The following is a 21,161-nucleotide window of genomic DNA, read 5'->3' on the forward strand; positions in this document are numbered from 1 at the left end:
TTTATACAGATTCGCTTTCCGCAGGTTTTTGTCGTAGAGTGCCTCCACTGTGTTTGCATGGGTCGCCGTCGATCGTGACCTGATGCGGTCGGTTATTCCACCCCGTCCTGCTCGACTCCTTGTAACTCCTTGCAACTCAGTTCCTGCCACTCTTTTGTGGCTATTTCTACATCTACGTTCCAAGGAGAACACCATGTCGAATCGTCAGAACGGCACTGTCAAATGGTTCAACGAGACCAAAGGCTACGGCTTCATCACCCCTGAGAGCGGCCCGGACGTCTTCGTTCACTTCCGCGCCATCGAAGGCCACGGCTTCAAGACCCTGGCCGAAGGCCAGAAGGTCAGCTTCGAAGTCGTGCAAGGCCAGAAAGGCATGCAAGCCGAGCGCGTTCAGGTAATCAACTAAGATTCCCTGGCGTCGCCGAAAACCCCGGATGGAAACATCCGGGGTTTTTTGTTGCCTGATTGGCGTAGGCCATCTGTACTGCCATTGCCCCCGACTCCGGAGCCCGATCCATGAAACCGCGCCTCGCCGGCCTGTTGCTGGCCTTCATCTGCCCCTCGCTGTTCGCCGCGCAGCCGGCCACCTGGGGTTGGGTCGAGCAGGCCAGGCTGATGCCGGAGAACGCCCTGCTCAAGGTGCGCCTGGACACCGGCGTGCAGACCTCGGTGATGGACGCGCGCAACCTGGTGAAGATCCGCAAGAACGAGCAGCGCTGGGTGCAGTACGACATCCTGGTCAAGGACGCGGCGACCGGCCAGGTGCAGCGCCTGCCCTTCGAGCGGCCCGTCGAGCGCACCCTCAAGGTTCGCGGCGCCAACGGCATCGAGCATCGCCCGGTGGTGAGCATGGACCTGTGCCTGGGCGACAAGGTCTACCGCGAGCAGTTCGCCCTGGCCGACCGCGAGGGCAGCGACTACCCGGTGCTGCTGGGCCGCCGCAGCCTGGAGCACCTGGGCGCCGTGGACGTGTCGAAGACGCTGACCACGCCGCCCACCTGCAAGCCCTGAGTCAGTGCCCGTCGTCGGGCTCCAGGCGCCGCGGCGCCTGGGCCGAGCGGCCGTCGTCGCGGGCCAGCTGGAAGAAGATCGCCGCCGCCGCCATCGACATCAGCCCGACGCTCAGATAGGTGGCGTGGAAGGCGCCCAGCACGTCGCCGGCGTTGACCTCCACGTCGCTCTTGAAGCCGCCCAGCAGCGCCGCCGCGCAGGCCACGCCAAGGCCGATGGACAGCTGCATCACCACCGACAGCAGGCTGTTGCCGGCGCTGGCGTTGTCGTCGCGCAGGTCGATCAGCGTCAGGGTGTTCATCGCCGTGAACTGCAGCGAGTTGACCCCGCCCAGCAGGCCCAGGTGGATCAGCAGCCAGAGGTAGGGCGTGTCCTGGTCGACCAGGCCCAGGCCGGCGATCAGCGAGCCCAGCAGCAGGGTGTTGCCCACCAGCAGGCGGCGGTAGCCGAACAGGTCGAGGATGCCCTTGGCCAGCGGCTTGACCACCATGGCCATGGCCGCCAGGGGGATCATGGTCATGCCCGCCTTGGCCGGCGCGAAGCCCAGGCCCACCTGTAGCAGCAGCGGCGTGAGGAAGGGCAGGGCGCCGCTGCCCAGGCGGGCGAACAGGTTGCCGAGCACGCCGACGGCGAAGGTGCGCGTCTTGAACAGGCTGGGCGGGAACAGCGGCGCCTCGACGTTGAGGGCGCGCAGCCAGTAGGCGGCCAGCAGCACCAGGCCGCCGATCAGCAGCATGACCACCCGCACGTGGGGCATGTGCAGCTCGCCCAGGCCTTCCAGGGCGATGGTGATCAGCACCATGGCGCCGCCGAAGAGCAGGAAGCCGGGGCCGTCGAAGCGGCTGACCGCGGCGCCGCGCAGGTCGGGCATGAGGCGGATGGCGAAGACGATGCCGAGCAGGCCGACCGGGATGTTGATGAGGAAGATCCAGTGCCAGCTGGCGTACTCCACCAGCCAGCCGCCGAGGGTCGGGCCGGTCAGCGGGCCGAGCAGGCCGGGGATGGTGACGAAGCTGAGCACCCGCACCAGGTCGCTGCGGGGGTACACGCGCAGGATCACCAGGCGCCCCACCGGCATCATCAGCGCGCCGCCCAGGCCCTGCACCACGCGGGCGACGACCAGCACCCCGAGGCTCGGCGAGAGCGCGCAGAACAGCGAGCCGAGGCTGAACAGGAAGATCGCGAAGATGAATACCCGGCGCGTGCCGAAGCGGTCGGCGATCCAGCCGGAGGCGGGGATCAGCAGCGCCACCGTGAGCAGGTACGAGATGACCACCGCCTGCATGCGCAGCGGGTCTTCGTTCAGCGAACGGGCCATGCTCGGCAGCGCGGTGTTGAGGATGGTGCCGTCCAGCGCCTGCATGAAGAAGGCGACGGCCACCAGCCAGGGAAGGATGCGGGCGATGCGCGGGGTGAGGATGAAGGGCTCGCTCATGATGGGTCCTTGTTCGGCTCCGGCAAGCATAGGCGGGGAGGGCGGTGCTGCGCGAGGGGCGCGCCAGAGCCGTTGCGCTGGCGCGGCGGTGCGCCTGTGCTGGACCTGAAGGGGCTTTCGAGGGGATCGGCAGGCATTCGCCGCGACCCGGGCGCAGGCGCCGCAAGTTCGCGCCGAGGTGGCGGAACAATGGCACCCGCCGCCAGTCCAATCTGCGTCCCGCGCACCTTCGGCGCGGGACGCCACTGCATCAGGAGATGTCGATGACCGTCAGATTCCGTGTCACCTGCGCCGCCGCGGCGCTGCTCGCCGCCAGTTCCGCCTTCGCCTTCAACCTGGGGGACGCCGCCAAGGCGGTGTCCGGCGTGGCCGAGGGCGGCAACCCGGGCCAGGTGGCTTCCACCCCGCAGACCAGCGGCCTGCTCGGTGCCCTCACCGGGCAACTGGGCGTCAGCGACGAGCAAGCCATCGGCGGCACCGGCGCGCTGCTCGGCCTGGCCAAGAACAAACTCAGCGGCACCGACTACACCCAACTGGTGAAGGCCGTGCCGGGCCTGAACAAGCTCAGCGGCGCCAACGCCCTGGGCGGCCTCGGCGGCAGCCTGGGCAACCTCGGCGGCGCCGGCGCCAAGGGCCTGCTGGGCAACGTCGACAGCATGGGCGACGTGAACAGCGCCTTCAGCACCCTGGGCATGGACCAGGGCATGACCGGCAAGTTCGCCGGCGTGCTGCTGGACTACTTCGGCAAGCAGGGCGTGAGCAGCAACCTGCTGGGCAGCCTGGGTAGCCTGTGGGGCGTGGGCGGCTGACGCTGGGTATATCCCTGTAGGAGCAACTGCCTGCATCGAGGTGCTTTTCGTAGGATGGGTTGAGCTTGCGAAACCCATCGGGCCATGGTGATCGCTTCGCTCAACCCATCCTACGGGGATTTCCTGGGACTGTAGGAGCGGATCTTATCCGCGATTCCGACGGCGAGGCCGGAGCCTGCTGGGTATCGCTTCGCTCAACGCCATCCTACGGTTAAACCTGACGGAGCGTTCGGAACGAAGGGCATGGCCATCAGTCGAAGCCAGTGACCGCCCATGCCGAGGCGGGACCTGCCTGCCGCGGAGCCTCCGATGATCGCCCGAGCCCTTCCCATCCTCGCCGCCTGCGCCTGGCTGGCGGCCTTCCCGGCCGCCGCCGAGACCTTCGAGGAAATCCCCAGCGCCGAGTCCGGTGCCGCGGCGACGGCCGCCAACGGCCTGGTGGAGACCCTCGGCCAGCGCCTGAACATCAGCGACGAGCAGGCCATCGGTGGCGCCGGCGCCTTGATCGGCCTGGCCATGAACCGCCTCGACGACAGCCAGGGCACGCAGTTGCAGAAGAGCCTGCCGGGGCTGGACCAGCTGTCCTCGGGCAACCTCGGCGGCGGCATCGGCGCCCTGCTGGGCGGCGCCGGGCAGTTGCTCGGCGGCATCCAGAACCTGCAGGACGTCGACCAGGTGTTCAACGTGCTGGGTATGAGCGAAGGCATGGTCGACCGGTTCGCCAGCGTGATGCTCGATTACCTGGTCAAGCAGGGCCTGAACAGCCAGTTGCTGGGCACCCTCGGCAAACTCTGGGAGAGCGCCCCGCTACCTTCCACGCCAGCCACCACGGTGGCGGGCAAGGCGATCTAGTTCAGAACTCGGCGCGCAGCGCGTCGATGCGCGCGTCCTTCTCTTCCCACAGGCGCGACACCCAGGCCTGCACGTACTGGCGGAATTCCGCGTCGTTCTCGTAGTCGCCCTGCCACAGCGCGGGGTCGATGCCGTGGGTGCGGATGTCGACGATCACCCGCGGCACCCTGCCGCTGAGCAGGTCCCAGAAGCCCGGCTTGGGCCCCTTGGGGTAGACCACGGTGACGTCGAGCATGGCGTCCAGCTGCTCGCCCAGGGCGGCCAGCACGAAGGCCACGCCGCCGGCCTTGGGCTTGAGCAGGTTCTGGTAGGGCGACTGCTGCTGGGCCTGCTTGGCCGGGGTGAAGCGGGTGCCTTCCAGGTAGTTCACCACGGTCACCGGCATGCCCTTGAACTTCTCGCAGGCGGCCCGGGTGATCTCCAGGTCCTTGCCCTTGAGCTGCGGGTTCTTCTCCAGGAAGGCCTTGGAGTAGCGCTTCATGAAGGGGTAGTCCAGGGCCCAGAAGGCCAGGCCGAGGAAGGGCACCCAGATCAGCTCCTTCTTGAGGAAGAACTTGAAGTAGGGCGTCTTGCGGTTGAAGGCCTGGACCAGGGCCGGGATGTCGACCCAGGACTGGTGGTTGCTCACCACCAGGTAGGAAGTGTCGCGGCGCAGCTGGTCGCCGCCGCGGATGTCCCAGACGGTGGGCGTCATCAGGGCGAAGATGGCCTTGTCGATCTCCGCCCAGGTCTCGGCGATCCACATCACCCCGTTGGAGCAGGCGTCCTTCAGCGCCTTGCCCGGCAGCACCAGCTTGAGCAGGGCGATCAGCAGCATCGGGCCGATCAGGATCAGGGTGTTGAGCAGCAACAGGAGGCTGGTGAGGATTCCGGTCAGCGTGGCCCACATGGCGGTGCGATTCCTTGTTCCGGTTGGCGCGGCCATGATACGCAGGCGGCGCGGCCAGCCCAAGCCACCCCCTCCCGCGACGTGCGCCGGCGCACTATGCTCTGGGAACCTGTTCCGATGATTGCCTGCCATGCCTGACTCCTTCTATGTGCGCCTGCCGGTCAAGGACGTGACCCTCGGTATGTACGTCCACGAGCTGTGCGGCTCCTGGATGGAGCACCCGTTCTGGCGCCGGCGCTTTTTGCTGGAAGACCCCGAGGACCTCAAGCGCCTGCGCGAGAGCGGCGTGCACGAAGTGCTGATCGACCCGGCCAAGGGCCTCGCGCCCCGTCCCGCACTGGCCCCCGCGGAGCCCGCCGCACCGCCGCCGGCCTCGCCCGAGGAGGCGCCGGAGAAGCCCTGGCGCGCCATGGAAGACGAACTGCGCGCGGCGCACCGGCTGTGCGTGCAGTCCAAGCGCGCGGTCATGGCGATGTTCCAGGACGCGCGCATGGGCAAGGCGGTGAACGGCGAGCACGCCCAGGAACTGGTGGAGGAAATCGCCGCCTCGGTGCAGCGCCATCCCAATGCGCTGATCAGCCTGGTGCGGCTGAAGAACGCCGACGAATACACCTACCTGCACTCGGTGGCGGTGTGCGCGCTGATGATCGCCCTGGCGCGCCAGCTCGGCCTGGACGAGGCGCTGGTGCGCGAGGCGGGCGCGGCCGGGCTGCTGCACGACATCGGCAAGATGCACGTGCCCATGGAACTGCTGAACAAGCCGGGGCGCCTGGACGAGCAGGAGTTCGCCCGGGTCCGCGAGCACCCGCAGCGCGGCCTGGACATCCTCCTCCAGGGCCGCCAGGTCGGCGCCCTGGTGCTGGACGTGTGCCTGCACCACCACGAGAAGCTCGACGGCAGCGGCTACCCGCACCGCCTGGCCGGCGAGCAGATCAGCCTGTTCGCGCGCATGGGCGCGGTCTGCGACATCTACGACGCCATCACCTCCGACCGCCCCTACAAGGCCGGCTGGGACCCCGCCGAGTCGATCCGGCGCATGGGCCAGTGGTGCGGCACGCACCTGGACGAGCAGGTGTTCCGCGCCTTCGTCAAATGCCTGGGCATCTACCCGGTGGGCTCGCTGGTGCGCCTGGAGAGCGAGCGCCTGGCGGTGGTGCTGGAGCAGCATCCCGAGGCGTTGCTCACCCCGGTGCTCAAGGTGTTCTATTCGATCCGCACGCGCGCGGCGATTCCCCAGCAGGTGCTCGACCTGGCCAGGCTCAAGGGCCGCGAGCGCATCGTCGGCCGCGAGTCGCCGGCGCAGTGGGGCTTCCGCAACCTGGAAACGCTGTGGAGCGGCCTGGACCGCCGCCGCGGCTCGCTGTTCGACGCCTGACAGCGGCCGCTGGCGAACCCCGGGCCGGCATGGTAGTCCTATGCGCCATGCATCCCGAACTGTCCTGGAGATTCCCGTGAAACCCGTTCTCGCCCTGCTTTCGCTGCTCGTCCTGCCCGGCCTGGCCCTCGCCGCCGAGCCCAAGCTCTACGGGCGCTACGAATGGGTCGGCCTGCCCGAGCTGGACCAGACGCTGCAGGCCAAGATGGACACCGGCGCCTACACCTCGTCGCTGTCGGCCAAGGACATCCAGCTGTTCCAGCGCGACGGTGACCAGTGGGTGCGCTTCCGCCTGGCCACCAAGGACGGCGGCGACTCGCAGTACGAGCACAAGCTGGCGCGCATCTCCAAGATCAAGAACCGCGCCGACGGCCGCGAGGAAGACGACGAGGAGGAGAACCCGGTGGCCCTCAGCGAGCGCCCGGTTATCCTGCTGCCGGTGTGCCTGGGCGGCGACCAGCAGGTGATCGAGGTCAACCTGGTCGACCGCAGCCACTTCAACTACCCCTTCCTGATGGGCGCCAAGGGCCTGCGCAAGTTCCACGTGGCAATTGACGCCAGCGAGCGCTTCGCCGCCGGCAAGCCCAACTGCTCGGGCAGCCGCGAAGCCGATTGACGGGGCGCGGGCCTTGCGGCTTGATGGAAGGCCCGCCACCCCGCGCACGGAAGCCATGCCGCACATCCTCATCGTCGAAGACGAAGCCGCCATCGCCGACACCCTGCTCTACGCCCTGCAGGCCGAAGGCTTCGCCACCACCTGGCTGAGCCTGGCCGGCGAGGCCCTGCAGCGCCTGCGCGAGGAGGCCTTCGACCTGGTCGTCCTCGACGTCGGCCTGCCCGACATCAGCGGCTTCGAGGCCTGCCGCCAGCTGCGCCGCTTCTCCGAGGTGCCGGTGATCTTCCTCACCGCCCGCGATGCCGAGATCGACCGCGTGGTGGGCCTGGAGATCGGCGCCGACGACTACGTGGTCAAGCCCTTCAGCCCGCGCGAGCTGGCCGCGCGGGTCAAGGCCATCCTCCGTCGCGGGCCGTCCCGGGCCAGCACCGAGGCCGTCCCGGCGGGGCCCTTCCGGGTGGACGAGGAGCGCTGCCTGATCCACTACCGCGGTCAGGCGCTGAACCTCACCCTCCACGAATTCCGCCTGCTCCAGGCGCTGCTGGCGCGCCCGGGCCGGGTGTTCAGCCGCGAGCTGCTGCTACAGGCCCTGGGCGTGGCGGCCCAGGCCGGCTACGAGCGCAACATCGACAGCCACATCAAGAGCCTGCGCGCCAAGCTGCGCCAGGTGGCCGCGGACGCCGAGCCGATCCAGACGCACCGCGGCCTGGGCTACAGCTACGCGGCGGAGAAGGCCTGATGCCGCTGGGCGTGCGGATCTTCCTGGCGTACTTCCTGTTCGTCGGGCTGACCGGCTACTTCGTGCTGAGCACGGTGATGGAGGAGATCCGCCCCGGGGTGCGCCAGTCCACCGAGGAAACCCTGGTGGACACCGCCAACCTGCTGGCCGAGATCCTGCGCGAGGACCTGAAGCACGGCACCCTGGTCCACAGCCAGTTGCCCGAGCTGCTCCAGGCCTACGGCGCGCGCAGCCCCCAGGCGGACATCTGGGGCGTGCGCAAGAACGCGGTGAACCACCGCATCTACGTCACCGACGCCCGCGGCATCGTCCTGCTGGACTCGGCGGGCGAGGCGGTGGGCCAGGACTACTCGCGCTGGAACGACGTCTACCTGACCTTGCAGGGCAAGTACGGCGCGCGCTCCAGCCGCGAATCGGCGGACGACCCGGACTCCTCGGTGATGTACGTGGCGGCGCCGATCAAGGATGGCGAGAAGATCATCGGCGTGGTCTCCGTCTCCAAGCCCAACCGCACCCTGCAGCCCTACATCGAGCGTTCGCAACGGCGCCTGGCCTGGCTCGGCGGCGGCCTGATCGTGCTCGGCCTGCTGGTTGGCGGGCTGCTCTCCTGGTGGCTGAGCGGCGCCCTGCGCAAGCTTACCCGCTACGCCCAGGCGGTCAGCGAGGGCCGCCGCGCCGAACTGCCGCGCTACCGCGGCGGCGAGATGGCGCAACTGGCCGAGGCGGTGGAGCGCATGCGCGTACAACTGGAGGGCAAGGCCTACGTCGAGCGCTACGTGCACACCCTGACCCACGAGCTGAAAAGCCCGCTGGCGGCCATTCGTGGCGCCGCCGAACTGTTGGAAGGCGAGATGCCGGCGGAGCAGCGCAGGCGCTTCGTCGACAACATCGCCGGCGAGAGCCAGCGTTTGCAGCAACTGGTGGAGCGCCTGCTGAACCTGGCCCAGGTGGAGCAGCGGCAGGGGCTTGAGGATAGCGAGCCGGTGTCGCTGCGTGAGCTGGTGGCGGAGTTGCTGCAGGCCAACCTGGCGCGGCTGGAAGGTTTGCGGGTGGAGAACGCGGTGCCGGCGGAGGCGGTGGTGATGGGGGAGCGTTTCCTGTTGCGCCAGGCGTTGGGCAACCTGTTGGACAATGCGCTGGATTTCACGCCGGTTGGTGGGGCTCTGTGCTTCGGTGCGCTGCGCGAGGGCGAAAGCTGGCGCCTGTCGTTGTTCAACGAGGGACCGGTGATTCCGGACTATGCGCTGGGGCGGCTGACGGAGCGGTTCTACTCCTTGCCGCGGCCGGGGACAGGGCGCAAGAGCACGGGGCTGGGGTTGAACTTCGTTGCCGAGGTGGCGGGGTTGCATGGTGGAAGGTTGGGCGTGGGGAATGTCGAGGGTGGGGTGGAGGCTTGGTTGGAGTTGCCGGGGGCTGACAAGGGAAGAGCCTGAGAGCCCCTCTCCCCAGCCCTCTCCCTGAAGGGAGAGGGGGCTTGTCTGTGCCGAGAGGAGGAATGGTTTCAGCCGGAAACCTTCGGTGTTGCCGGCTAACTCCAAAATACCCAAGCACTCCGAACGGTCCCCTCTCCCTTCAGGGCGGGGCGCGCAGCCGAGGTTAGGGAGAGGGAAAGGCGCCACCCACCACACCAAGCCAGCCCCCACACAATCCCCACAATCTCCCCATCCCCCCACCACAAATCCCCCACAGTACCGACCCAGACTCTCCACCACCCCAACCCCCGGAGAGTCCCCATGAACCGACCCCTGCTCCTCAAGCTCGGCGCCATCGCCGTGCTCATGCTCCTGCTACTGGTCCCCCTGCTGATGATCGACGGCCTGGTCGGCGAGCGGCAGGCCTACCGCGACGGCGTGCTGCAGGACATCGCCCGCAGCTCCGCTTACGCCCAGCGCCTGCGCGGGCCGCTGCTGGTGGTGCCCTACGTGCGCCAGGTGCTGGAATGGGAGCGCGACGAACGCAGCGGCACCCGCGTGCAGGTGCAGCGGGAGAAGCGCGGGCGCCTGTACTTCCTGCCGGAGACCTTCCTGGTCGATGGCCAGATGACCACCGAGCTGCGCCACCGCGGCATCTACGAGGCGCGCCTGTTCCACCTGGAAAGCCGCGTCAGCGGCAGCTTCGTGGTACCGGCGCACTACGGCGTGGGCGACGACCTGGCCAGCTACCGCTTCGAGCAGCCGTTCCTGGCGGTGGGCATCAGCGACGTGCGCGGCATCCAGAACGCCCTCAAGCTGAGCCTCGACGGCCGCACCCTGGACTTCGCCCCCGGCAGCCGCTCGCAGCGCCTGGGCGAGGGCGTGCATTCGCCGCTGCCGCTGGAGGCCAGCGCCGCCGAGCAGCGCTTCGACTACGCCTTCGAGCTGGCCCTGCTGGGCAGCTCGCGGCTGGACATCACCCCGGTGGGCCGCGACAGCCAGGTCAACCTCAAGGCCGACTGGCCGCACCCCAGCTTCGGCGGCGAGTTCCTGCCGGTGGAGCGCAGCATCGGCGCCGATGGCTTCAGCGCGCGCTGGCGCACCAGCTTCTTCGCCAGCAGCATGGAAGAGGCGCTGCAGAACTGCTTCGCCGGCAAGGGCTGCGACACCTTCGACTCGCGCGGTTTCGGCGTCAGCCTGGTGGACCCGGTGGACCAGTACCTCAAGGCCGACCGCGCGCTGAAGTACGCGCTGCTGTTCATCGGCCTGACCTTCGCCGGCTTCTTCCTCTTCGAGGTGCTCAAGGGCCTGGCCCTGCATCCGGTGCAGTACGCGCTGGTCGGCCTGGCCCTGGCACTGTTCTACCTGTTGCTGCTGTCGCTGGCCGAGCACATCGGCTTCGAGCGCGCCTACCTGGCTTCCGCCGGGGCCTGCGTGGCGCTGATCGGTTTCTACCTGTGCACGGTGCTGCGCAGCGTGGTGCGCGGCTGTGCCTTCGGCGCCGGCCTGGCGCTGCTCTACGCCATGCTCTACGGCCTGTTGCGGGCCGAGGACTATGCGCTGCTGATGGGCTCGCTGCTGCTGTTCGCGCTGCTCGCCGGGGTGATGGCGCTGACCCGCCGGCTGGACTGGTACGGCGTCGGCCGGCGTGCGGACGAGCCGAGCTTCTCCCTGGACGAAGTGAGCCACGAAGGCTGAAGGAGGCCGCCATGCACCTGCTGACGCGTTTCACCCTGTGCCTGGCCGGCGGCCTGCTGCTGAGCGTGATGGCCCTGCCGCTGCTGATGTTCGTCGGCCACTTCGAGCTGATCGCCTGGCTCGCCGCCAGCGGCAAGCCGCTGGCCTGGCTGGCCCTGCACCTGCCGCCGGCGGATTTTTGGGATGGCCTCACCGGCGCCCGGGACGCGGCGAACAACCCCCACGTGCGCTCCTTCCTGGAACTATGCGCGGGCTTCGCCCAGCTCGGCCTGTTGCTGGCGCTGCCGTTGTACTACTGGGGCGCGCGGCGATGAGCGCCTGGCGCGGGTTGCGCGAGGAGCGCCAGGCCGGCCGGCGCTTGGCGCGGCAGATCGCCGTGCTGGTGCTGCGGGTGCGCGGGGAAGGGTTCGCGAGCAAGGCTGGACCCGCTCTTCGTAGGATGGGTTGAGCTTGCGAAACCCATGCGGTCTGGTGATGGGTATCGCTTCGCTCAACGCCATCCTACGAGGGGCTGCCGTAGGCTTTTCGTAGGGCGAATAACGCGCCAGCGTTATCCGCCGTCGACGCCGCGCCGCTCTATCAGACCGGCTGCGTGGCCTGCAGCGATGGGCGTTTGGCGGCCTCGGCGTACCAGGCCGCGAGCTTCGGGTACTGCTCGCGCCAGGCCCAGTCCGGGCGGCGGAAGTCGAGGTAGCCCAGGGCGCAGGCCAGGCCGATGGCGACGATGTCGAAGCGCTCGTTCAGCGCCGCGAAGGCCTCGCCCTCGAAGTGCGCCAGGGCGCGTTCGATCTTCTGCTGCTGGCCTTGCAGCCAGCCGTCCCAGCGCTTCTCCTCGGGGCGCACGAAGGTTTCGTAGCGGCTGATCACGGCGGCGTCCATGATGGCGTCGGCCAGCGCGGCGAGGGTCAGGCGCTGCCAGCGCTGCGGGCCTTCGCGGGGGATCAGCGGTGCGCCGGCGTGCTGCTGGTCGAGGTATTCGACTATCACCCGGCTGTCGTACAGGGCCTGGCCGTCGGCCAGGCGCAGGCAGGGGATCTTGCCCGCTGGGTTGCAGGCGTTGACACCGTTGTCCGGGCTCACCGGGCTGAGGTTGGCGGCCTGCAGGTGCACCTTGTCGAGCAGGCCGGTCTCGTGCAGCAGCACCGTCACCTTGCGCACGAAGGGCGAGGCGGGGGCGTGGAACAGGGTGAGGGTGGGGCTCATGGCATCTCCTGGTTACTCGCGGATGACCAGCAGGCGGTCGCTGCCGGCGTCGGAGCCCCAGACCTCGCCGGGGCGGCCGCTGAGCTGGCTGACGCGGGCCTCGGCCTGGTCACTGGGGTAGGCGGTGAATTTCTCGCTCTGCGGGTCGAAGCGCAGCACGGCGTCGCCGCCGAGGTCGCTGAGCCACACGCGGTCCATGGCATCGACGTAGAGCGCGTCGGGCTGCGGGTGGTCACCCGGCAGGCGCCAGCTCTTCCACTTGCCGTCGCTGGGGTCGAAGCGGCCGAGCCGGCCGCTGCCGGCCTCGCTCACCCACAGCCGGCCGATGGAGTCGGCGCCCAGTTGCTGCGGCCGGCCACCCTGTTCGGGCAGCGGGAAGCGGGTGACGGCCTGGCCGAGGGGGTCGATGCGGTTGATGCTGTCGTCGTCGACGGAGGCGTACCAGACCTGGCCGTCGGGCGTCACCGCCAGGCCCTGGGCGCCCTTGCCGCCGGGTGTGGCCCAGACGTCGAGCTTGCGCGTGGCGGGGTCGATGCGGCCGTAGAAGCCCTTCGCGCCGGTGAACCAGATGTCGTGGTCGTCATCGAACACCAGGCTGTCCAGGCCGGCGTCGGCGGCCTCCTTGGGCAGCGGCACGACTTCGCTGCCGAGGCGGTCCGGGTCGACGCGGACCAGGGCGTTGAGGCCGCTGTCGGCGATCCAGGCCTCGCCATCCGGGCCGGCCAGCACGGCGCGCGGCACCGAGCCCTTGCCCAGGCTGACCTGCTCGTCCTGCCCGCTTTGCGGGTCGAAGCGGCCCAGCGAGCCGTTGCCCTCGGCGACGTACCACAGCCGGCCATCGTCGAGCATGGCCACGGCCTGGGGCGCGGCGCCCTTGGTCAGGGGGTAGTACTGCGGGTCGGCGGCGTGGGCGGCGCAGCTCAGCAGCAGGCCGAGCAGGGCGGGCAGGAATCGCGGGCTTTGCGGCATTGGGGAGGCTCCCGGGCGTGGCCGTTGGAAGGCGCACTGTAGCGCGCCACGCGCCGGGAGGCGAACGGCGCGCGGGGAACGCGCCGTGTGGGGTGGCCGCCGTGGCGGCCGGAGGTCAGAACTTGTAGTCGAGGCTGGCGACCACGTTGCGACGGTCGCCGTAGTAGCAGTAGAAGCCGTCGCAGGTGGAGATGTATTCCTTGTCGAATACGTTGTTCGCGTTCACCGCCACGCTCAGCCCTTTCAGGCTGTTGTCCACGCGGCCGAGGTCGTAGCGCACCGCGGCGTCGTACAGGGTGTAGGAGCCGGTGTGGCCGTCCGACTTGTCGCGCACGTAGGCCATGCTGCCGATGGCGATGTTGTCGGTCTCGCCCACGTAGCGGGTGCCGAAGCCGATGCCGAAGCCGTCGAGCAGGCCTTCGTGCCAGGTGTAGTCGGCCCACAGCGAGGCCTGGTTCTCCGGCGTCAGCGGCAGCGGACGGTTCTTGTCCAGCGGGTCGGCGACCTTGGTCATCTTGCTGTTGGAGTAGGTGTAGGCGGCGGTCACCTTGAGGTTGTCGGTGACGTTGCCGACGGCTTCCAGTTCGAGGCCGCGCACCTGCGCCTCGCCCACCGGGTTGCTGCGGCCCAGGGAGTCGGAGAGCACGATGTTCTGCCGCTTCAGGTCGTAGACGGCGGCGCTGAGCAGCAGGTCGCGGCCGGGCGGCTGGTACTTGATGCCCAGTTCGTACTGCTTGCCGGTGCTCGGTTCGAAGGCCATGCCGTTGTTGCCGCCGGCCTCGGTCTGGAACGACTCGGCATAGGAGATGTAGGGCGCCAGGCCATTGTCGAACACGTAGCTGAGCGCCGCGTTGCCGCTGAGCTGGCTGTCGCGGCGGGTGTCGGTGGCGCCGCCGGCGTTGTAGAACTTCGAGCCGGTGTGGGCCCAGTCATGGCGGCCGCCGAGGGTCAGGCGCCAGTTGTCCAGGGACATCTGGTCCTGGGCGTAGAGGCCGGTGTCGCGCATCTTCTGGTTGTAGTCGTTGTACGCGGTGTAGCTGACGTTGCTGAAATCCTGGCCGTAGATCGGCTGCTTGATGTTGCTGCTCGGCGCGCTGCCGTACAGCCACTGGTAGTTGGTGTTGGCGCGCTGGTGGTCGAGGCCCAGCAGCAGGGTGTGCTTGACCGGGCCGGTGGCGAAGTCGGCCTGGAAGTTGTTGTCGATGGCGAACTGGCTGATGTCTTCGTTGACCACGTTGGCGCCGCGCGCCACGGTGCCGTCGTCGCTCACCGCGGTGGCCCAGCCGCCGGCGGTGATGCCCTGGAACGACAGGTCGCTCTTGGTGTAGCGCAGGTTCTGGCGGAACTGCCAGACGTCGTTGAAGCGGTGCTCGAAGGCGTAACCCAGGGCGTAGTAGGTCTTGTCGTAGAACTCCCAGTCCGGGTCGCCCAGGTTCTCGTGGTACTTCACCTTGCCCGCCGGGGTCGACAGCTTGGTGCCTTGCAGCGGCAGGAACTGGCTGGTGATGCCGGTATCGTCGCGGTTGAACTGCGAGAGGAAGGTCAGGCGGGTGTCTTCGTCGAAGTTCCAGGTCACGCTCGGGGCGATGTTGTAGCGCTTGCTGTCGACGTGCTCGACCTGGGTGTTGCTGTCGCGCACCACGCCGCTGACGCGGTAGAGCATCTTGCCCTGGTCGTCGATCTTGCCGGTGCTGTCGAAGGAAATCTGCTTGTGCTCGTAGCTGCCGACCTGCAGCTGCACTTCATGGCTGCTTTCTTCCTGCGGGCGGCGGCTGACCATGTCCAGCAGGCCGCCGGGCGGGGTCTGGCCGTACAGCGAGGAAGCCGGGCCGCGCAGCAGGGCGACGCGCTCCAGGTCCCAGGTTTCCAGCTTGGGCATGGTGTAGGAGCCCTTGGGCAGGGGCAGGCCGTCGAGGAACTGGGTGGGCTCGAAGCCGCGCACTTTCAGCCATTCGGCGCGGGTGTCGCTGCCGTAGCTGCTGGCGATCACGCCGGGCATGTAGCGCACGGCGTCGTCGAGGTTCTGCACGTTGCGGTCCTGCATCTGCTCGCGGGTGGCCACGGAGATCGACTTGGGCGTCTCGAGGATCGAACTGTCGGTCTTGGTGCCGGCGCGGGTGCGGGTGGCGAGGTAGCCCACGGCCGGGCCGTCCGGGTCTTCCTGCACGGCGCTCACGGTGGTGGCGCCCATGGCCAGGGTGTCCTTGGGCAGCGGGCGCACGCTGTAGCTGCCGGATGCGTTCTCCACCAGCTCCAGGCCGGTGCCTTCCAGCGCCTGGCGCAGCGCGCCGACGCCGTCGAAGCGGCCCTGCACGGCATGGGCGCTGCGGCCGTTGGCCAGGGCCGGGTCGATGCTCAGGCTGATGCCGGCTTGCGCGGCGATGCGGTTGAGGGTGCTGGCCAGCGGGGCGGCGGGCAACTGGTAGTCGCGCATGGCATCGGCTGCGACGCAAGCCAGCGGGCTGGCGAGAAGGATGGCGGCGGCCAGCAGGTGCGGGCGGAAGGCCATGGTGGGGGACGGCATCGGGGATTCACTCCTGGGTGTGAATATGTCTCGTTCGCCTCATTGCCGGACGACAATCGGAAAGTGATAGGGCTGTGCGGAAAAAAATTTCGCGGGGCCTGTTTCCGGACCGCCCGGCCGCGCGTAGGGGCGGATTCCATCCGCGATCCGGCTACCAGGCCGGCGCCATGCCTTGTAGCGGCATGGCAGGAGAAACACGAACGTAGGATGGGTGGAGCGAAGCGATACCCATCGCCATGGCCGCATGGGTTTCGCCAAGGCTCAACCCATCCTACGAAGAGCGTTTCGCGCGGCTGGCAGGGGCTCAGCCGCGCGGCACCACCTTCGCCCACCAACCGCCGTGCCGCTCGATGCGCACCGGCAGGCTCGGCGGCAGCGAGTCCAGGGCCAGGTCGGTGTCGCGCAGGGAGAAGCTGCCGCTGATGCGCAGGTCGGCCAGCGCCGGGTCCAGGCCCAGGTAGCCGCTGCGGTACTGGCCGAGTTTCTCCAGCAGGTCGGCCAGCCGCATGTTGTCGGCCACCAGCATGCCGTGGGTCCAGGCGTCGGCGGTGGCGCTGTTGGCCTCCAGCGGGCCCAGGCCGTCGGCGCGCAGCAGCACGTGGCGGCCCTGGGGGACGATGGTTTCGTCGCGGCCCCGCTCGGGCCTGGCCGCCACCGCCGACTGCAGCACGCTGAGCAGGGTGCCGTCGGCCTGGCGTTCCACCAGGAAGCGGGTGCCCAGGGCGCGCAGGCGGCCATCGCGGGTTTCAACGATGAACGGGCGGCTGTCGCCGTGGGCGGTCTGCACCATGATTTCGCCGCTGAGCAGGACGATGCGCCGCTCGCTGGCGTCGAAACGGATGTCCAGGGCGGTGCGGCTGTCCAGTTGCACCAGGGTGTCGTCGGGCAGGCGCAGTTCGCGCAGCTCGCCGGTGCCGGTGACCACGTCGGCCAGGGCGTAGCGCAGCGGCAGGTAGCGGTTGCCCACGCCCAGCGCCAGCACCCCGGCCAGCAGCAGCGACAAACCGGTGCCGGCCAGCCGGCGCAGCTTGCGCCGCGATTCGCCCGGCGCGCGCAGCAAGGCGCTGCGCGCCGCGGGGCCGGCGGCCGCGCTCAGGTTGCGGTCGAGCATGCCCAGCTGGCGCCAGGCGCGGGCGTGTTCGCTGTGGGCGGCGTGCCAGTGGGCGAAGGCGGCTTCGTCTTCGGCATGGGCCTCGCCCGAATTCAGGCGCAACTGCCAGGCGATGGCCTCGTCGAGGATGCGGACCGAGACCGGGCCCTTCATGTCGGCTCGCCGTACAGGGCGATGTAGCACTGGCGCAGGCCCTGGGCGATGTACTGGCGCACCCGCGGCACCGATACGCCCAGGCGCTCGGCGATCTCGGCGTGGCCCAGGCCGTCCAGGCGGTTGAGCAGGAAGGCGCTGCGCGCGCGGCTGGACAGCTTGCCCAGCAGGCGGTCGATCTCGCGCAGGTCGGCGAGGATGAGGAACTGGGTTTCCACCGAGGGCTGTTCGGCCTCGGGCAGTTGCAGCAGCTCGTCGAGGTAGGCCTGCTCCAGCGCCTGGCGGCGCCAATGGTCGACCAGCAGGCCCTTGGCCACGGTCACCAGGAAGGCCCGCGGCTCGCGCAGGCTGGGCAGCTCGCGGAGGCCGAGGATGCGCACGAAGGTGTCCTGGCCGAGGTCCTCGGCGCGCTGCGGGCAGCCGACGCTGCGATTGAGCCAGGCGAGCAGCCAGTCGCGGTGGTCGCGGTAGAGCGCGCCTACGAATTCGCCATTGCCAGTCTGGACTGCCGACACCTTTGCTCCCCCACCCCGATTCGGAATGAACGACAAAACGATAACTATTCGCAAATGATCGCAAAGTGCAACCAGCCTGCGCAATCGGCGCCTGTCGGTTTTCGGGAAAAAGGCGGGCCGGAAATGAAAAAACCGCCCCGAAGGGCGGTTTTCAGCTTACGCAGGCGCGAATCAGAGGCCGTTTTTCGCCTTGAATTCGCGACGACGGCGGTGCAGCACCGGCTCGGTGTAGCCGTTGGGCTGCCTGGTACCTTCGACCACCAGTTCCAGCGCAGCCTGGAAGGCCACGTTGTCGTCGAAGTTCGACGCCATCGGGCGGTACAGCGGGTCGTTGGCGTTCTGCCGGTCGACCACCGCGGCCATGCGCTTGAGGCTCTCGACCACCTGCTCCTCGGTGATCACGCCGTGGCGTAGCCAGTTGGCCAGCAGCTGGCTGGAGATGCGCAGGGTGGCGCGGTCTTCCATCAGGCCGACGTCGTTGATGTCCGGCACCTTGGAGCAGCCGACGCCCTGGTCGATCCAGCGCACCACGTAGCCGAGGATGCCCTGGGCGTTGTTGTCGATCTCGTTCTTGATCTCTTCCGCGCTCCAGTTGGTGTTGGGCGCCAGCGGAATGCTCAGGATGTCGTCGACCGAGGCCGGCGCGCGCTTGGCCAGTTCGGCCTGGCGGGCGAACACGTCGACCTTGTGGTAGTGCAGGGCGTGCAGGGTGGCCGCGGTGGGCGAGGGCACCCAGGCGGTGTTGGCGCCGGCCAGCGGGTGGGCGATCTTCTGCTCGAGCATGGCGGCCATCAGGTCAGGCATGGCCCACATGCCCTTGCCGATCTGCGCCTTGCCCTGCAGGCCGGTGGCCAGGCCGACGTCGACGTTGTTGTTCTCGTAGGCGCCGATCCACTTCTCGGTCTTCATGGCGCCCTTGCGCACCACGGCGCCGGCTTCCATGGAGGTGTGGATTTCGTCGCCGGTGCGGTCGAGGAAGCCGGTGTTGATGAACACCACGCGCTCGCGGGCTTCCTTGATGCAGGCCTTGAGGTTGATGGTGGTGCGGCGTTCCTCGTCCATGATGCCGACCTTCAGGGTGTTGCGCGGCAGGCCCAGCACGTCTTCGACGCGGCCGAACAGCTCGTTGGTGAAGGCGACTTCTTCCGGGCCGTGCATCTTCGGCTTGACGATGTACACGCTGCCGGTGCGGGTGTTCTTGCGGGTGGTGTTGCCGTTGAGGTTGTGCACCGCGATCAGGCTGGTGAACAGGCCGTCCTGGATGCCCTCGGGCACCTCGTTGCCGTTCTTGTCGAGAATGGCGTCGTTGGTCATCAGGTGGCCGACGTTGCGCACGAACAGCAGGGAGCGGCCGTGCAGGGTCAGCTCGGAGCCGTCGGCCTTGGTGTAGACGCGGTCCGGGTTCATGGTGCGAGTGAAGGTGGTGCCGCCCTTGCTGACTTCCTCGGCGAGGTCGCCCTTCATCAGGCCCAGCCAGTTGCGGTAGATGACCACCTTGTCGTCGGCGTCGACCGCGGCGACCGAGTCCTCGCAGTCCATGATGGTGGTCAGCGCGGCCTCCATCAGCACGTCCTTCACGCCGGCGGCGTCGGTCTGGCCGATGGGGCTGGCGGGGTCGATCTGGATCTCGAAGTGCAGGCCGTTGTGCTTGAGCAGCACGGCTTGCGGCTTGGCCGCCTCGCCCTGGAAGGCGATGAACTGGGCGGCGTTCTTCAGGCCGCTCCGGCTGCCGTTCTTCAGGGCGACGACCAGCGCGCCGTTCTGCACGGTGTAGGCGGTGGCGTCGACGTGGCTGCCGGATTCCAGCGGCGCGGCTTCGTCGAGGAAGGCGCGGGCGAAGGCGATGACCTTGTCGCCGCGGACCTTGTTGTAGCCCTTGCCCTTCTCGGCGCCGTTCTCTTCGCTGATGGCGTCGGTGCCGTACAGCGCGTCGTACAGCGAGCCCCAGCGGGCGTTGGAGGCGTTCAGGGCGAAGCGCGCGTTCATCACCGGCACCACCAGCTGCGGGCCGGCCATGTGGGCGATTTCTTCGTCGACGTTCTGGGTGCTGGCCTGGAAGTCTTCGGCTTCGGGCAGCAGGTAGCCGATCTCCTGCAGGAAGGCCTTGTAGGCCGCGGCGTCATGGGCCTGGCCGGCGCGGGCCTGGTGCCAGCCATCGATCTTGGCCTGCAGCTCGTCGCGCTTGGCGAGCAGGGCCTTGTTCTTCGGGGCCAGGTCGTTGACCACGGCCTCCACGCCTGCCCAGAACTTGCCGGCGTCTATGCCGGTACCGGGGATGGCTTCGTCGTTGACGAAGTCGAACAGGACTTTGGCGACCTGCAGGCCACCGACTTGAACGCGTTCAGTCATTGCTTGCCTCACTCTGCTCAGGACCAGCTCGGAACCCAGGCAAGACGCCTTGTAGTCCGAGCCGCGGAATACTACATGATGCCGTGGGAAAAATCAGTGGGCTTGCGTCGCGGTTAGACCAAAGAACGCATCTCAGTCACGTAGCAGCAATAATGTTCGCAAAAAACTGGTGGATTGTTCCAGATAAATCTGAAAACAGTACACGATTTATTCGGCGAGGAACCTGCGACGCCCCGTCGCAGCTGGCTCCGTGCCGCGGCCTATACTCAGGCTTCACCCTCGGAGGATCACCATGCCCATCGCCCGCGCCACCCTTGCCGACCTCGACGACCTGGTTCCGCTGTTCGCCGGCTACCTGGACTTCTACGAAGTGCCGGCGCCCCCGGCGGACATCCGCGACTTCCTCGGCCAGCGCCTGGAGCGCCACGAGTCGGTGGTCTACCTGGCGCGCAGCATCGACGGCGTGGGCCTGGGCTTCGTCCAGTTGTACCCCTTCTTCGCCTCCCTGGCACTACGCCCGGCCTGGCTGCTCAGCGACCTCTACGTGATCCCCGCGGCGCGCCGCGACGGCTACGGCGAGGCACTGATGAACGCCGCCCGCGCCCACGCCGAGGCCAGCGGCGCCTGCGGCCTGCAGCTGGAAACGGCGAAGGACAACCGCAACGCCCAGGGCCTGTACGAGCGCCTGGGCTACCAGCGTGACGAACGTTTCTACACCTACTGGCTGGACCTGGGCCAGGCCCGGGGCTGACGCATCGACTCTGGAGGCTGCCATGAATCATCTCGTGCTCACCATCATCGCCCAGGACCAGCCGGGGCTGGTGGAACGCATCGCCCAATGCATCGCCGGCCACGGTGGCAACTGGCTGGAGAGCCGCATGTCGCGCATGGCCGGGCAGTTCGCCGGGATCCTGCGGGTGGCGGTGCCGGCCGAAGGCTACGACGAACTGGTGGAAGGCCTGCAGGAGCTGGGCGAGCACGGCATCCGCGTGCTGCTGGCCGACAGCGGCATCGAGCCCTCCTGCAACTGGAAGCCGATCCACCTCGACCTGGTGGGCAACGACCGCCCGGGCATCGTCCGCGACATCACCCGCCTGCTGGCCGAACACGGCGTCAACCTGGAGCGGCTGACCACCGAGGTGTTGCCGGCGCCCATGAGCGGCGAGCCGCTGTTCCACGCCGACGCGGTGCTGGCGGTGCCGCTGACGTTGCCGCTGGAGCAGTTGCAGCAGCACCTGGAGGCCCTGGCCGACGACCTCATGGTGGATCTGAATTTCCACAAGGAGGACTGATGCACAGGTGAAAGGCCTCCGTCCTGTGCATAAGTCTGTTGAGGAAATGTGTGTCAAGCGCTGAATGCCCCGCAGAGTGGGGCTTCAAGCGCAGCCGATCGTTGTGAACAGAACGCCAGGGGTTGCCCACAATCGCCGTGGGTTGTCCTGTTGGTTGGCTGTGGATGGATGGCTACACATCAGGCCAAACGTGGCCTGTGGCGGATCGC

General features: G+C 68.3%; 20 protein-coding genes. 12 read left to right on the forward strand and 8 right to left on the reverse strand.

Features of this window, described 5'->3' with window-relative positions; all coding sequences use genetic code 11:
* Positions 1–193 precede the first annotated feature (193 nt).
* Positions 194–406 (forward strand): cold-shock protein, encoded by a 213-nt coding sequence (locus tag QSJ95_RS05465; RefSeq protein WP_009615451.1) that lies wholly within the window; start codon positions 194–196, stop codon positions 404–406.
* A 110-nt stretch (positions 407–516) separates the two neighbouring features.
* Entirely contained in the window at positions 517–1,011 is a 495-nt protein-coding gene (gene rloA3, locus QSJ95_RS05470) for a retropepsin-like aspartic peptidase RloA3 (RefSeq protein ID WP_069862439.1), read from the forward strand.
* A 1-nt stretch (position 1,012) separates the two neighbouring features.
* Here rloA3 and mdtD read toward each other — a convergent pair whose 3' ends face one another.
* Positions 1,013–2,446 (reverse strand): multidrug transporter subunit MdtD, encoded by a 1,434-nt coding sequence (mdtD, locus tag QSJ95_RS05475; RefSeq protein ID WP_285640655.1) that lies wholly within the window; start codon positions 2,444–2,446, stop codon positions 1,013–1,015.
* 263 nt (positions 2,447–2,709) lie between these two features.
* On the opposite strand from mdtD, the gene QSJ95_RS05480 reads away from it, so the two are divergent.
* The gene (locus tag QSJ95_RS05480; protein ID WP_285640657.1) at positions 2,710–3,255 is read left to right on the forward strand and encodes a DUF2780 domain-containing protein; all 546 of its coding nucleotides are present in this window, start codon (positions 2,710–2,712) and stop codon (positions 3,253–3,255) included.
* A 309-nt stretch (positions 3,256–3,564) separates the two neighbouring features.
* Positions 3,565–4,107 carry a DUF2780 domain-containing protein gene (locus QSJ95_RS05485; RefSeq protein ID WP_267853684.1) on the forward strand — a complete coding sequence of 181 codons (543 nt, stop codon included), beginning with the start codon at positions 3,565–3,567 and terminating at the stop codon, positions 4,105–4,107.
* A 1-nt stretch (position 4,108) separates the two neighbouring features.
* Here the strand turns inward: QSJ95_RS05485 and yihG are convergent, their stop codons facing one another.
* Positions 4,109–4,996 carry a 1-acylglycerol-3-phosphate O-acyltransferase, YihG family gene (gene yihG, locus QSJ95_RS05490; RefSeq protein ID WP_009615456.1) on the reverse strand — a complete coding sequence of 296 codons (888 nt, stop codon included), beginning with the start codon at positions 4,994–4,996 and terminating at the stop codon, positions 4,109–4,111.
* Between the two features lie 130 nt (positions 4,997–5,126).
* Here yihG and QSJ95_RS05495 point away from each other — a divergent pair, with 130 nt between their 5' ends.
* The 6 genes from QSJ95_RS05495 (at position 5,127) to QSJ95_RS05520 (ending at position 11,150) form a co-directional block, all read left to right on the forward strand.
* Complete coding sequence (locus QSJ95_RS05495) at positions 5,127–6,371, forward strand: HD-GYP domain-containing protein (protein ID WP_285640659.1); 1,245 nt, start codon at positions 5,127–5,129, stop codon at positions 6,369–6,371.
* Between the two features lie 76 nt (positions 6,372–6,447).
* Complete coding sequence (gene rloA2 / locus QSJ95_RS05500; protein ID WP_043319159.1) at positions 6,448–6,987, forward strand: retropepsin-like aspartic peptidase RloA2; 540 nt, start codon at positions 6,448–6,450, stop codon at positions 6,985–6,987.
* Between the two features lie 55 nt (positions 6,988–7,042).
* Positions 7,043–7,726, forward strand: a complete 684-nt coding sequence (gene creB, locus QSJ95_RS05505) for a two-component system response regulator CreB (RefSeq protein ID WP_285640662.1) — start codon at positions 7,043–7,045, stop codon at positions 7,724–7,726.
* Entirely contained in the window at positions 7,726–9,159 is a 1,434-nt protein-coding gene (gene creC / locus QSJ95_RS05510; RefSeq protein WP_285640664.1) for a two-component system sensor histidine kinase CreC, read from the forward strand. Before creB ends, creC begins: the two co-directional genes overlap by 1 nt.
* A 300-nt stretch (positions 9,160–9,459) precedes the next feature.
* A complete protein-coding gene (gene creD / locus QSJ95_RS05515) occupies positions 9,460–10,836 on the forward strand; it encodes a cell envelope integrity protein CreD (protein ID WP_285640666.1) in 1,377 nt (458 codons plus the stop codon).
* An 11-nt stretch (positions 10,837–10,847) separates the two neighbouring features.
* Positions 10,848–11,150 (forward strand): hypothetical protein, encoded by a 303-nt coding sequence (locus tag QSJ95_RS05520; protein WP_009615462.1) that lies wholly within the window; start codon positions 10,848–10,850, stop codon positions 11,148–11,150.
* Between the two features lie 265 nt (positions 11,151–11,415).
* Here the strand turns inward: QSJ95_RS05520 and QSJ95_RS05525 are convergent, their stop codons facing one another.
* From QSJ95_RS05525 to QSJ95_RS05550, 6 genes are all read right to left on the reverse strand, one after another.
* Positions 11,416–12,039: a glutathione S-transferase gene (locus tag QSJ95_RS05525; protein WP_285640668.1), complete on the reverse strand. Its 624-nt coding sequence runs from the start codon at positions 12,037–12,039 to the stop codon at positions 11,416–11,418.
* 12 nt (positions 12,040–12,051) lie between these two features.
* Entirely contained in the window at positions 12,052–13,008 is a 957-nt protein-coding gene (locus tag QSJ95_RS05530) for a Vgb family protein (RefSeq protein WP_285640670.1), read from the reverse strand.
* A gap of 115 nt (positions 13,009–13,123) precedes the next feature.
* Positions 13,124–15,532: a TonB-dependent siderophore receptor gene (locus QSJ95_RS05535; protein WP_285640671.1), complete on the reverse strand. Its 2,409-nt coding sequence runs from the start codon at positions 15,530–15,532 to the stop codon at positions 13,124–13,126.
* Positions 15,533–15,836: 304 nt separating this feature from the next.
* Positions 15,837–16,796, reverse strand: coding sequence for a FecR family protein (locus QSJ95_RS05540; RefSeq protein ID WP_285640673.1), 960 nt, complete (start codon positions 16,794–16,796; stop codon positions 15,837–15,839).
* Positions 16,793–17,311 carry an RNA polymerase sigma factor gene (locus QSJ95_RS05545; protein WP_285640675.1) on the reverse strand — a complete coding sequence of 173 codons (519 nt, stop codon included), beginning with the start codon at positions 17,309–17,311 and terminating at the stop codon, positions 16,793–16,795. Before QSJ95_RS05545 ends, QSJ95_RS05540 begins: the two co-directional genes overlap by 4 nt.
* Before the next feature lie 171 nt (positions 17,312–17,482).
* Positions 17,483–19,660, reverse strand: coding sequence for a malate synthase G (locus QSJ95_RS05550; protein WP_285640677.1), 2,178 nt, complete (start codon positions 19,658–19,660; stop codon positions 17,483–17,485).
* A 292-nt stretch (positions 19,661–19,952) separates the two neighbouring features.
* Here QSJ95_RS05550 and QSJ95_RS05555 point away from each other — a divergent pair, with 292 nt between their 5' ends.
* Both QSJ95_RS05555 and QSJ95_RS05560 read left to right on the forward strand, forming a co-directional pair.
* Entirely contained in the window at positions 19,953–20,411 is a 459-nt protein-coding gene (locus QSJ95_RS05555; protein WP_009615473.1) for a GNAT family N-acetyltransferase, read from the forward strand.
* 22 nt (positions 20,412–20,433) lie between these two features.
* Positions 20,434–20,952 carry a glycine cleavage system transcriptional repressor gene (locus tag QSJ95_RS05560; protein ID WP_009615475.1) on the forward strand — a complete coding sequence of 173 codons (519 nt, stop codon included), beginning with the start codon at positions 20,434–20,436 and terminating at the stop codon, positions 20,950–20,952.
* The last annotated feature ends 209 nt before the right edge of the window (positions 20,953–21,161 follow it).

Source organism: Pseudomonas sp. NBRC 100443 (assembly GCF_030268185.1).
Classification (GTDB): Bacteria; Pseudomonadota; Gammaproteobacteria; order Pseudomonadales; family Pseudomonadaceae; genus Pseudomonas; species Pseudomonas citronellolis.